Annotated in this window: 9 protein-coding genes; 7 read left to right on the top strand and 2 right to left on the bottom strand. The window is 31.2% G+C overall.

Features of this window, described 5'->3' with window-relative positions; translation table 11 throughout:
• The first annotated feature begins 387 nt into the window (after positions 1-387).
• The 3 genes from V9L05_RS19820 to V9L05_RS19810 all read left to right on the top strand — a co-directional run bounded on the left by V9L05_RS19820 (position 388) and on the right by V9L05_RS19810 (position 3,915).
• Positions 388-789, top strand: a complete 402-nt coding sequence (locus V9L05_RS19820; protein ID WP_338813623.1) for a hypothetical protein — start codon at positions 388-390, stop codon at positions 787-789.
• 319 nt (positions 790-1,108) lie between these two features.
• Positions 1,109-1,798 carry a LytTR family DNA-binding domain-containing protein gene (locus tag V9L05_RS19815; RefSeq protein WP_338813622.1) on the top strand — a complete coding sequence of 230 codons (690 nt, stop codon included), beginning with the start codon at positions 1,109-1,111 and terminating at the stop codon, positions 1,796-1,798.
• A gap of 482 nt (positions 1,799-2,280) precedes the next feature.
• A complete protein-coding gene (locus V9L05_RS19810; protein ID WP_338813621.1) occupies positions 2,281-3,915 on the top strand; it encodes a serine hydrolase domain-containing protein in 1,635 nt (544 codons plus the stop codon).
• Between the two features lie 189 nt (positions 3,916-4,104).
• On the opposite strand, the gene lysS is transcribed toward V9L05_RS19810, so the two are convergent.
• Both lysS and argS read right to left on the bottom strand, forming a co-directional pair.
• Positions 4,105-5,862 carry a lysine--tRNA ligase gene (lysS, locus tag V9L05_RS19805; protein WP_338791706.1) on the bottom strand — a complete coding sequence of 586 codons (1,758 nt, stop codon included), beginning with the start codon at positions 5,860-5,862 and terminating at the stop codon, positions 4,105-4,107.
• Between the two features lie 208 nt (positions 5,863-6,070).
• Positions 6,071-7,858 (bottom strand): arginine--tRNA ligase, encoded by a 1,788-nt coding sequence (gene argS / locus V9L05_RS19800; protein ID WP_338813620.1) that lies wholly within the window; start codon positions 7,856-7,858, stop codon positions 6,071-6,073.
• A gap of 311 nt (positions 7,859-8,169) precedes the next feature.
• On the opposite strand from argS, the gene V9L05_RS19795 reads away from it, so the two are divergent.
• From V9L05_RS19795 to V9L05_RS19780, 4 genes are all read left to right on the top strand, one after another.
• On the top strand, positions 8,170-8,643 hold the full coding sequence (locus V9L05_RS19795; RefSeq protein ID WP_338813619.1) for a hypothetical protein: 474 nt from the start codon (positions 8,170-8,172) through the stop codon (positions 8,641-8,643).
• Between the two features lie 393 nt (positions 8,644-9,036).
• A complete protein-coding gene (locus tag V9L05_RS19790; protein ID WP_338813618.1) occupies positions 9,037-9,237 on the top strand; it encodes a hypothetical protein in 201 nt (66 codons plus the stop codon).
• A 708-nt stretch (positions 9,238-9,945) separates the two neighbouring features.
• Positions 9,946-11,127 carry a 4-hydroxythreonine-4-phosphate dehydrogenase PdxA gene (gene pdxA / locus V9L05_RS19785; protein ID WP_338813616.1) on the top strand — a complete coding sequence of 394 codons (1,182 nt, stop codon included), beginning with the start codon at positions 9,946-9,948 and terminating at the stop codon, positions 11,125-11,127.
• 368 nt (positions 11,128-11,495) lie between these two features.
• Complete coding sequence (locus tag V9L05_RS19780; RefSeq protein WP_338813615.1) at positions 11,496-13,529, top strand: SpoIIE family protein phosphatase; 2,034 nt, start codon at positions 11,496-11,498, stop codon at positions 13,527-13,529.
• The last annotated feature ends 40 nt before the right edge of the window (positions 13,530-13,569 follow it).

The raw sequence follows: 13,569 nt of genomic DNA, 5'->3' as shown, positions 1-13,569 counted from the left end.
TTGCTTGTGCTGTACTTTTCCTTTAGCTCCTCCTCTACTTCTTTTAAGCGTTCAGCATATTCTGCCTTCACTCTCTCAATTTTTTTTCTACTACCGTACTGACCTGCCATAGTGTTTTTCACATTCTGTTCAGTGCATCCTAGTACGTTAGCTATCTGCTTATAGGAAGGAGTATAATCATCTCTTTTTTTCATAGCAGACTAGTTAATGGTTATTACTTTGTTCCGTACTCTATTAGTACAGCTCAAAGGTATATAGAATTTTTGGAATTCCAAAAATTTTAATTGATTTATTGTGTATTTATAATGATTCTAAATAATGACTATTGGAAAAAAGATAAGAAGCCTTAGAAAGGGTAGAAAGTTAAACCAAAAACAACTTGCTGATATGGCTGGGATAAGTGATAGCTTGCTTTCATTTTATGAAATAGGAAAACAAAAGCCATCAGAGGAATTTTTGGAGTTTATGAGCAATGAATTTAATGAAGATTTGGAATTATTAAAATCTTTGGAATCTTTGGAAATAAACTCTAGTGAAATTGGAAAAATAAGCAATGTAATAAGCAACAAATTAGGCAACATTGAGGGTACAGAAGCCTTACATTCGTGTCAAAGTGAAGTAAGTCGTTTAGAGGGTTTACTTGCCGAAAAGGAGGAGCTAATAAAAGAATTAAGGGCAAGAATTACCGATAAAGAAGATATGGTGTCTATGCTAAAGAATCAGCTAAAAGTACACGAGAGTACGCAAAATAAGCAAAATAAGGCTAATGATATAAGACAAACTGGGTAGTTTGGGTAAATCCTTGTGAGGGAAAAGACGACAAAGGTAAATCGTAGTTCAATATAAATAGACTACCATTTGAATACCAATCAAATACAAGTACCATACAAGCGAAATACAAATTATGTATTTTCTGAAATCGTTGTGCTTTAACTACTTAAAAAAATAAAATCGCCCTTTATGCTACCATAAAAAGCGATTTTGAGTAAAAAATTTGAAATTTTCCTTTTTATATTTTATGTATATTTAGATAACGCCCTTATACAAAAGCACAATTTATCTATCATCAACCTCAACAACTCTTACCGAGTGACCTTAACCTTAATAAATGACTAAATATACATGTATCATCATAGAAGACGAACCTTTGGCATTGGAAAAGACCAAAGGTTTTGTCGTAAAAATTCCTTTTTTGGATTTACTTGAAACATTTGATAATGCCCTTGAAGGATTGACATTTTTGAAGTCTAATAAGGTGGATGTACTTTTTTTAGATATCAATATGGACGAACTTTCAGGTATTGAGTTGTTGGAAAGTTCTAATTTAGATTGTCAGGTAATTATTACGACTGCCTATTCAGAGTATGCCTTAAAAGGCTATGAACTTTATGTTACTGATTATTTGTTAAAACCTTTTTCATTTGAACGTTTTTTGCAAGCAGTAAATAAAATTCAAGACAAAAAATTGGTCAAATCTAATGAATTGACGAGTAATTATATTTTTATAAAAACAGAAAATCGCTTGGAAAAAGTTAATCTTGATGAAATACTATTTATTGAAGGAATGAGAGATTACAGAAGAATACACACCACTAACAAACGAATTATGACACTTCAAAATTTTTCGGAGTTGGAGCAACTTATATCAGCAAAATTAATTTGTCGGGTGCATAAATCGTATATGGTTGCTATTAGTAAAATTGAAGAAATTGAACGAAGTCGAATTAAAATTTCAAACGAACTTATTCCTATTTCAGAAACATATAGAAAGCATTTTTTTGCACAGATTAATAGTTAATGGGTTATTGTAGCCTACTACTTTTTTTAAAGACCGAAGTCAAATCCTATCAGTCAATCGCTCAGTATCTTGTAACAAAAGTTTATTTGTGTTTTACTATTGTCAGTGAGAACACCAACAATGGTAGAATTATAATTTACAATCTTTTTTTTATAAAGTGTTCATTTATAAGTAATTGAACTAAATTATTTAGGGCTTATTTATTAAGCATCTTTTTTAGAATGAAACCCATAACTTTAGTTATGGGATAGTTGGAGGATATTTTCCACCTTTCTACTCCTCTTTTCCCACGATTAAAATCGTGGGTTTTGTTATATGTAATTCTGCCCAATTACTTAACAAAATATACAGTAGTGCGAAAGTCTTATAGATGTTATAATCTATATTTTGCAGACAAAAAAAAGGTGTTTGCATAATCTATTTTCACAACAGAAGCTATTATTCGACATTTGTTTCAGTATTAATTTAAAACCAATTAAAAAATGAAACAAATTGCATTTATCTATGTCGCATTGCTGATTACTTTTTCAGCAACAAGTCAAAACCCTACAAATCTTATTGATAATTTATTTATCGATTGGAGTACAGAAAACAATCCAGGGGGTGTTGTTTTGGTAACACATCAAAACAATCTTGTTTTTACAAAAGCGTATGGCTTGGCAAATATTCCATACCAAATTCCAAATACAGAAGAAAGTGTTTTTAATATTGGTTCTTTATCAAAACAATTTACAGCCATGGGAATTGTTTTGTTATATCTTGATGGAAAACTATCCTTTGATGATGATATTAAAACCTATTTACCTGAATTTACTGATTTTGGAAAGACGATAACTATTCGACAGTTATTGCATCACACAAGTGGATTAAGAGCCGTTCCCGAATTGTTTGGTCTAGCAGGTTGGCGTTCGGGCGATGCCATTTCAAACGATGATGTTTATAGATATTTATTAAAACAGCAAGATTTGAATTTTGAACCTAATTCTGAATTTATGTATTCTAATTCAGGTTATATTTTACTTGCTAAAATTATTGAAAGGATTTCTAAACAAGACTTCAAAAGCTATATGAAAGAAAAAGTTTTTCAACCACTTCACCTGAATTCCACTTTTGTTGAGGAAGATTATTCTGCAATCATTACCAAAACGGCAAATTCTTATACTGAAACAGCACCTTCATTTTTTCAAACGGTTGAAAACAACGATTTAACTTATGGAGCTTCCAATGTCTATTCTACAAGTGTCGATATATCGAACTGGGCAAAAAATTATACTAAAGCTCCTAAAAGTTGGAAAAAAGCCTTTTCAATACTTGAAACTTTAACTACATTAAATTCAGGCGAGAAAAATAATTATGCTTTTGGAATTGTAATTGATGATTTTTTTGGAAATCGTAGAATACAACATACAGGTGCTATTGCTGGTTTTCAGTCAATAATGTATTCTTATCCTGATGAAGACTTACAAATTATCATTTTGTCAAATTTCACTTCAAATCAATTATCACAAAAAGCCAATCAAATCAGCCAACTTTTCCTACAAAACAAATCTAAACCTACCAAAATTGAAGAAATAAAAAGTTCCTTTAAAATTAGCATTGAAGCTTTGCAAAAAAATGAAGGAATGTATTGGAACAATAAAAATAATTATTCCCGAAAAATTTTTGTAGCCAACGATACTTTGTGGTATTTAAGAAATAATAATCAAAAATCGCCTCTTCTTCCTATATCTGAAACAGAATTTCAAATGGGGGGTATCAATGAAAAATTAGTTATAAAATTTGATATTCATTCAGCAAAAATGACTTTAATTTTTGCGAATAATTCCACTGAAACATTTGAAAAATACGAAGATAAATTGCTTACGTTGGAGGAATTAAAATCATATACAGGAGATTTTTATAGTAGCGAGTTAGAAACTTTTTATACTATAACGCTCAAAGACAAATCATTATACGGTTATCATAGTCGCTTTGGTGAATTTGAAATTCAAGTGCTTAAAAGAGATGTCGTGAACTGGTCAGGAATGGCAATTTCGAAGTACAAAAGAAATGGAAATAGTATTGGCTTTTGGGTAACCATGAATGGAATTCGAAATTTGTGGTTTGAAAAAAAATAAATGTCAATATTGACCAAATTTATCTTTGCAGATATCGACAACAGTGAAGGTGATATAATGAATAAATTTTGAATGCAAAAACTCTTATCCAATTTCAAAAATTAGATAAGAGTTTTTTAGAATATTAATTGAACAGGGTTTTAACCCTGTTTTACCTTTGCTGTCATTGGTGGAGACACCAACGACACTTTATTTCAACCAACCTTCTACTTCTTCTTTGGTTGGATTTTTTACTTCTTTGAGTTTCATTTTCTTACGCATTCCACATATATCATTGAAAAGTTTTGAAGGAATTGCTTCTTTCAAGTCTTCAATTGTAAGGAAACCTAGCTTTTGAATAATTGGAATAAGTTCCGAACGAATTCCTAATGCTTCATAATCGCTTTCAGATGCATATTTTGGTTGTTTTTTAGGGCGCATTTGAGGGAAAAACAAAACATCTTGAATAGAGTTTTGATTCGTCATAATCATAGAAAGACGGTCAATTCCGATTCCTAAACCTGCTGTTGGTGGCATTCCGTATTCAAGCGCATTTAAGAAATCTTCATCCAAAATCATTGCTTCATCATCACCTCGTTTTCCAAGTTCTAACTGTTCTTCAAAACGTTTTCTTTGGTCGATTGGGTCGTTAAGCTCAGAAAAGGCATTACAAATTTCTTTTCCATTACAAACTGCTTCAAAACGCTCTACTAAACCTTCTTTTGTTCTGTGTTTTTTGGCAAGTGGCGACATCTCAACAGGATAATCTGTAATAAATGTAGGTTGAATCAGTTTTGGCTCACAATGTTCTCCAAAAATCTCATCAATAAGTTTTCCTCTTCCCATTGTATCATCAATCGGAACGCCTAATTGTAGAGCAGCTTTACGCATTTCTTCCTCACTCATTTCCGAAATATCAACACCTGTAAAATGCTCAATGGCTTCGTACATGGTGTAGCGTTTCCAAGGACGAGCAAAGTTAATTACATTTTCGCCTACCTGTACTTCTGTCGAATTATGAAGTTTTAAAGCAATTTTTTCTACCATTTCTTCTACCAAATTCATCATCCACTCGTAGTCTTTGTAAGCTACATAGAGTTCAATTTGAGTAAATTCTGGATTATGAAAACGGCTCATTCCCTCGTTTCTAAAGTCTTTTGAAAACTCATAAACACCATCATAACCACCAACAATTAATCTTTTTAGATACAGCTCATTTGCAATACGCAAATAAAGAGTCATATCTAATGTATTGTGGTGTGTTTTGAAAGGACGAGCTGCTGCACCTCCATAAATCGGCTGCAAAATTGGTGTTTCTACTTCTAAATAATCTTTATCATTTAAAAATTCACGCATCACATTCATAAGCTGAGAGCGTTTTTTGAAAACGTCTCTAACCTCAGGGTTTACAATCAAATCGACATAACGCTGACGATAACGCTGCTCTGAATCTGTAAAAGCATCATACGTTTTTACTGTTCCATCTTCATTTTCTACTCGCCTTACGACAGGTAGAGGATGTAGAGATTTTGTAAGAATCGTAAATTCGGTAGCACGAAGCGTAATTTCGCCTACATTTGTACGAAAAATATATCCTTTTACGCCAATAATATCTCCAATATCTAATAGCTTTTTGAAAACAGTATTATACATCGTTTTATCTTCATCAGGACAAATATCATCTCTACGAAAATAAACTTGCAAACGTCCTGTGCTATCTTCAATTTCTGCAAAGGCAGCCGAACCTTGAATACGATTTGTCATCAAACGACCTGCAAGAGAAATTTCCTTAAAATCATCAAAATTCTCCTCTCCTTCTGGTTTTTCTTCTGGAAAAAGAGCTTTAATCTGTTTGGCTGTATGCGTAAAGTTATAAAGTGCAGCAGGATAAGGTTCTATTCCTAGTTGTATAAGTTGTTCTCTTTTCTGACGACGCAGAATTTCTTGTTCGCTAAGTATTGGTTGCATAAAATGAGTAAAAGTCGTATTTAGTAATTGGTTCAAGCGTCGACGCTTGAACCAATTACTATTACTATCAATTATATATATAGTTTAAAAAAGCCTTTTTTAGATATAAGTTTCAAAAATACGGATTATTTGAATAGAACAAAAAAAATAGACTTTATTTATAAAAAATAAAGATATTCTTATCAATTTGGTATTCAAATTTGAGTGTTTACATTCTTTCAGGCATTTCTATTCCTAAAAGTTTCCCTGCATGTTTTAATGTCTTTGCTGTTGCATCAGAAAGGGCAACACGAAGCGATTTTTTAGCTTCATTTTCTTCTCCAAAAATTGGAAGTTCGGCATATAATTTACTATACTGACGAGCTAAATCATACATATAATTTGCTATCGCAGACGGTGCATAATTAGTTGCAGCTTCATTCAGATAAGAAGGATAATCAGAAAGTAAACGGATTAATTCTTCTTCCGTACTTTCCAACTCTTCTAAATTCTCAAAAGAAGTAGATTGGTGTGAAATGTTAGTTTCATTTGCTTTACGTAAAATAGCCGAAATTTTGGCGTGGGTATACTGTAAATAAACACCACTATTTCCTTGAAAATCAATAGAATCAGCAGGATTAAAAAGCATTTTCTTCTTAGGTTCTACTCTCAAAAGGTAATATTTCAATGCTCCTAAAGCCAACATTTTGTATAAATTCTCAGCTTCTTCTTCCGAAAAATCATCAATTTTTCCTACTTCTTGTGTTCTTTCTCTTGCCATTTCTACCATATCAGCTACAAGCTCGTCGGCATCAACAACAGTTCCTTCTCTTGATTTCATTTTTCCAGACGGCAGTTCTACCATTCCGTAAGAAAGATGATACATTCCATCAGCATAACTTCTACCTAGTTTTTGCATAATCAGTTTCAAGACTTTCATGTGATAATCTTGTTCGTTTCCGATTACATAAACTGATTTTTGCATTGGAAAATCATTAAACTTCAAATCTGCTGTTCCGATGTCTTGTGTCATATAAACAGAAGTTCCATCGCCACGCAAAACGAGTTTTTCATCTAAACCATCTTCTGTCAAGTCTATCCAAACCGAACCATCTTCTTTTTTGAAGAAAATTCCTTTTTCTAATCCTTCTTCTACAGCATCTTTCCCAGACAAATAGGTATTTGATTCATAATAAAATTTATCAAATGTTACTCCGATGCTTTTATAGGTTTCATCAAATCCTTCATAGACCCAACCATTCATTTTTTTCCAAAGGTCGGTAGTTTCTTTGTCGCCTTGTTCCCATTTCAAAAGCATTTGTTGTGCTTCTTTCAAGCTAGGAGCTTCTTTTTCGGCTTGTTCTTGTGTTCTTCCTGCTTCTACCAATTCTTTTACTTCGGCTTTAAATAAATCATTGAATTTCACATAATAGTCTCCAACCATTTTATCGCCTTTTATGCCCAAATCTTGTGGTGTTTTGCCTTCTCCATGTTTTTGGTAGGCAAGCATTGACTTACAGATATGAATTCCTCTGTCGTTTACCAAATTTACCTTCATTACTTCGCTACCATTAGCAGCCATAATTTCAGAAACCGAATAACCTAAAAAGTTATTTCTAAGGTGTCCTAAGTGCAAAGGTTTGTTTGTGTTTGGCGACGAATATTCTACCATTACTTTTTCGTCTTTCTTTTCTATTGCTTCCCAAACAGGTTTGTTATTGAGATTAACAAGTGTTTTGACCCAAACAGATTGTTCCAAAACAAGATTTAAAAAACCTTTCACGACATTAAAATCTTTTATAAAATCTACATTTTCTTTCAAAAATTCTCCTAAAAGAGTAGCTGTTTCGTCTGGTCGCTTCCCTGTAACCTTTCCATAAGGAAAAGTAACAAAAGTATAACTTCCCTCAAATTCTTTGCGAGTTTGTTGGAAATCAATTTTTTCTATTGGTAAAGTATGATTGAAAAGCGTTTGAAAAGCGTTTTGAATTTCTTTTTGGAGTTGTTGTAGTATCATAACTGTAAATAAAAGTTGTTTTTTGTCTTTGCTTTTTTGTATTTATTCGGCTAGTTTTTAATTAATTTACAAAGTTGCACAATTTGCAGCAAAAAGCGAAGAGAAATCGTGTTTTATGTATTCCTTTTAAGACAAAATCTTGGGTGTTAAAGTTCGCCAAAGCTAAACAAAATGCTCATTTATACAGATTATTATAGGATTATTCTAAACAATTCGGAATAAAATTTGTATTATACGGTACTTAATGTTAATTTAATGTTACATTTAATTGAATTAACTGCGAATGTATTTATTTTTAAACCTTGATTTTTATGAAAACTAAATTATTAAACTATGCCATAATCAATAAATATCCTTTGTTTTGTTTTATTGCAGGTGTTATATCGGTTGGTGTTGGGATGTACCAAAATCTAATGAAAAAAGAAATATTATTGATGGCTGTTGTTTTCGGAGGATTAACAGCTATAACAATAGCAGGGATTTATTTTACTCGCTATATAGTAGTCAAAAACATATTAGAAAAATTAGCTGAAAAACAAATTCAAGCTCATGTAATTGATGCAAATCTTATTTCATTTTCTTATAAAGAAGATAATTACAAAATGAACCTGTATGCAAGCAGAGGGACAACATTTGTGTTTTTTTATAAAAATGAAAAATTAATTGCTAATAAAGCAATTAGTCACTCAGAAGAAAACTTACTCAAAATGATTGCTTTATTGGATTCAGATAAGCCACTTTCAAGGAAGAAATATAAAGTTAAAATAAAAAGTAAGTGGCTTTAGATAGCACTTTAAAACTAGTTATAATTTATAAAACCTTATTTCCTTAGTATAACTTAGAAGTTACGCACCTTAAACTTACGTAATTTTTTTTAACTTTAGGTTGTATTTTTTTAGTATGTTTTTTTATTACTTAAATTTTACTTTTGATGAGAGTGTTGGTACGAAAATCAACTGCATTGTGTAATTTATCTCTTTATAGTAATTATTTAGGTTCTCTGACAATTTTTGCACCTGCCAGTTTTTGTCTGCAAATTTTGAGGTTGATATTTTTATTTAATAACTCACTTCAAAACACTAAGTGTTTGATTATCAAATAATTAATAAACATTCTGTATTTTCTTTTTAAATAATGAGTCTAATACTTTAAGCTTTATTTAGAACAAAGTGCAAAAATTGTCAGAGAACCATTATTTATTAGTAAATCCTAGAAATAAAGGATGTACTCAACTAGCTTTTGGAATGAAAAAAATGAGCCATGATAGTGTTCGCAATTTTTTAGTCCGTGAAGATTATACCCCACAGGATTTGTTTGAACGTGTTTGTTTACTGATTGTACTAGCAGGAGGCACTTTAAGTATTGATGATAGTGTTTGAGATAAACCCTATAGTGATGCCAAATTAAATCCTTTTATAGCTCGTCAGTATTCAGGCAAACATCATGGTGTTGTAAAAGGTATCTGTTTAGTTACCTTATTTTATACTGATATAAATGGGGTTCGTCTTCCTGTTAATTATAGAGTATATGAGCCAACTTCAGGGTTACAAAAAATGAACTTTTTCTTAAAATGCTTAGAGAAGTATTGGATTGGGTAGAGTGCGTAACTTCTAAAATTTACACTTTGAAAAATTCAGGCATTAATAAACTACCTTTTGTGATTTTTTACAAATACATGTTTTCAAAAATAGGCTATGAATTATAAATTGCACAGGGTTTTAACCCTGTTTTTATAGATAGCTAAAAATGTAAATTTATTTTTTTAGTCTTCTTAAGCAATTCGTAGTTTAATCCTCCAAAATATAGTAAATCAAGTTGCCTGCTCTAAGAAAGTATAACCATTCATTAATTCTACTTTTTTTGAATAAAAAAATAAATGGTCAAAATAAATCCTATCTAAAAAAGATTTAAAAACTGAAAATTTAAACTTTCAAAACTTCTTTGAGGTATCAGACAGATTTTGCTAACCTATAAATGATTTGCTTACTTATTTATTGATTAATACAGATTATCAAATAGTTTTGTAATTTTGTGGTTATTGAGTTTCTCAAAAAAAAGATTTTATTCATTTTAGTCAAAGCAGCACATTGGAAAACGAATATTCAAAACCTTATTATCCTTTCGAATCTGATTCAGAAAATACAGATAATTTAGCCTTTCAAAAAAAAGAACGCCCAAAACGTTTTCGTCCAAAGATAGGAATTTCTATGGGCGATTTTAATGGTATCGGTATAGAAGTAATTCTCAAAACACTTACAGATAGCCGAGTTTTAGAACTTTGTATTCCTGTTATTTTTGGTGCTGCACGAGTTTTTTCTCATTATAAGCGATTATTAAATATAGAATTTACATTTCAACAGCATTTTATAGACGATGAAAATTTAGCTAATTCTATTCATAATCAAAAAGTAAATATTGTAAATTGTTCTTCTGCAAAAGTAGATGTTGAGGCTGGAAAAGTTACAGCAGAAGCTGGTGCATGTGCATTAGCAGCTTTAGAAGGAGCAACCAAAGCTATGAAAGAGGGTTGGATTGATGCCCTTGTTACTGCCCCAATCAATAAAGATAATATTCAGTCTGAAACTTTTAATTTCCCTGGACATACCGAATATCTGACTGAAAAATTTAGCGTTGATAAAGTAAAAGATAGCTTAATGTTTTTGGTTCATGAAAATTTACGTGTTGGTGTTGTTACAGGACATATTCCATTAAAAGACATTCCTACTGCCGTAACTGCTGAAAAAATCACGAGCAAACTAAGCTTGATGTTACGTTCTTTGCGACAAGATTTTGGAATTGCAAAGCCAAAAGTTGCTCTCTTAGGACTTAATCCTCATGCAGGAGAAAATGGGCTTTTAGGAAATGAAGAAAAAGAGATTATTTTACCTGTAATAGAAAAATTTCGTCAAAAAGAGCATTTAGTTTACGGTGCTTTTCCTTCGGACGGTTTTTTTGGTGCAAAACAATATGAAAAATTTGACGGCATTTTGGCAATGTATCACGATCAGGGACTTATTCCATTCAAAACACTTGCTTTTAATGAAGGCATAAACTTTACAGCAGGTTTACCTGTTGTACGAACATCACCAGACCACGGAACAGCTTACGGAATTGCAGGAAAAAATATAGCAGATGAAAGTTCGTTCCGAAACGCTTTATTTTTAGCTATTGATACTCTAAAAAGTCGAATTGATTTTGAAATAACAAATCAAGAAAAAAATCAACACAAACAAAGACGCAAAGAAGAACGTAAAAGGAATAGAGGTTAAAGTTTTGTACCTTTACTTTTTACTAAATTTTAGATAAAGCCTTTTTAAAGAAAAAACATAATTCTATTAAGTGCACTGTTTCAAAAGTTTCGTTATGTTTTTTGTGTGTTCAACTCCCCAGAGTTGAACAAAACGTTTCCTCAGAAGCATGATTTATTTGCTTGAATCACGCTTCTGAGGAAGCGAAACATTCAGTTCTGAGGAACTAAATGCACAACAAAATATAAAATAACTTATTAAACAGTGTATTAAGTTAGGAATAAAAATTAGTTTCATTTTTTATGATAAGAAAAAAAATATCACGTTTTAATTTTTCTATCTTCTCGTTTTTAATTTTATCCTTAGCTTTTAGTTGCTACTTTTTTCTTGTGCCTTGTAGTTATGCTCAATCAGAATTGGATAGTATTCATAAAGATACTTTGCAGAATATTGAAAATACAAATCAAGAACAACTAAAATACAATCAGACCAAGAAAAAAGAAGTAGATATATTGATAGCTAAACTAGAAAAAACAACACCAAAACTAAAGACAGAATTATTTCTACAAATTTCAGAGTTTTATAGAACAGAATTAAGAGATTCTGATAAAGCATTAGAATATGCAACTTTAGCCGTCAAGCAATCCAATGAATTACGAGATAAAAATCTAATTGCTCAATCTTCTATACAAGCAGGTGCGTTACACAGAAACAGGGGAGAATCAGATTTCGCCCTTACTTTGCTTCTCAGAGGATTAAGTGCAGCAGAAGAAATAGGAAATGACTCTCTGCAAACTGATGCTTTACACAAAATAGCTGTTACTTATCTTTTAATGAGAGATTTTGAACAGTCTTATGAATATGCTCTAAAAGAAGAAAAACTATGGCGAAAATTAGGCTCTGAATATGGATTGGCAAGTGCAGTAAACTTAAAAGGAATTAGTCTTATTTATCTCAAACGTTTAGATGAAGCCATTCAATCATTAGAACAAGGATTAGTAATTGCCAAAAAATTAGAAAATGATGATTTATTGTATAAATTATTTTCTAATCTAGCAGATGCACATCTCAAAAAAGAAGAATTGGGAAAAGCAGTTTCTTATATTACTAAAAGTAAAGAAATTACAGAAAGAATAAATGATAACTATGGGAATATTGCAAATATGTTAAAAATGGGTGAAATTTATTCTGCCAAAGGAGAGATATCAAAAGCAATTAATACAGCCGAAAAAGGTGTAGAGTTAGCTCAAAATTTTCGTTATGCTGCTCTTGCAAGAAATGGATATGAAGCATTAAGAGAAATTTATTTTAGAGCAGGAAACTATAAAAAAGCATTTGAAAATCAATCTCTTGCAGTTGCTATGAATGATAGTCTTTCAAATATTAGTCGTAGGCATCAAGTTTCGAATATGCAAACTTATTACGAATCTGAAAGAAAAAATAGAGAAAATCAATTATTAAAAGAAGAGAGTAAAAATAAAAGTCTAACTCTTTATCTTATTTCAGCAGTTGCATTAATCGCCTTTTTGTTAGTTGGTTTATTTATTTATAGAACACAGATAAAGAAAAAAACAATTACTAGACTGCGCAAACAAAACGATGAAATTCGTTATGTTTACGAACAAATGTCCAAACAAGCAACCATTATAAATGATACAAATACGACTCTTACTGAAAGTATTAATTATGCTCGTCGTATTCAAGATGCTATGCAGGTCAATACAACCACTATTTTTGAAGAATTAAATGATTATTTTATAATAGACCGTCCTAGAGATATTGTAAGTGGAGATTGCTATTGGTTTGAACAGAGACAAGGAGAATTTTATGTGGCTTTGGCAGACTGTACAGGACATGGAATACCAGGAGCTTTTATGACAATCCTTTGTAACTCTTTACTAAACGATATTTTTAATTCTCGTCAGGGTGTTCGTTCGCCTGCCGAAATGCTTATTGAATTACATCGTCGTTTGATTCATCATTTACATCAACAAAAAAGTAATGTACAAGATGGAATGGACATTGCGCTTTGCCGTATCAATACAACTGAAAAAACGCTAACTTACTCAGGAGCAAAACAGCCTTTGTTGTATGTTGATAAAGATGGAGAATTCAATCGCTTTAAAGCAAGTTCGCTACCTATTGGTGGACACGAAGTAAAAATAAAACGTAAATTTGAAGATATTACTATTCATTATCAAATAGGAGATAGTCTATACATAACATCTGATGGTTTCCAAGACCAATTTGGAGGAAAAAATGATAAAAAATTTATGAGCAAACGTTTGTATGATATGCTTAGTCAAACTCATAAAATGCCTCTAGAAAAACAAAAAATTCATATAGAAAATCAGTTAGAAAAATGGCAAGCAAACAATGACCAAACTGATGATATAATGATGATAGGAATAAAATTATCTTAAAAAATAGCAAGAAAAAAGACTGGAGAATAAGGCTTTAAGT

It is taken from the genome of Bernardetia sp. Wsw4-3y2, assembly GCF_037126295.1.
Lineage (GTDB): Bacteria > Bacteroidota > Bacteroidia > Cytophagales > Bernardetiaceae > Bernardetia.
The sequence above is the reverse complement of the archived record's forward strand: the minus strand, read 5'-3'. Positions and strand labels throughout refer to the sequence as shown.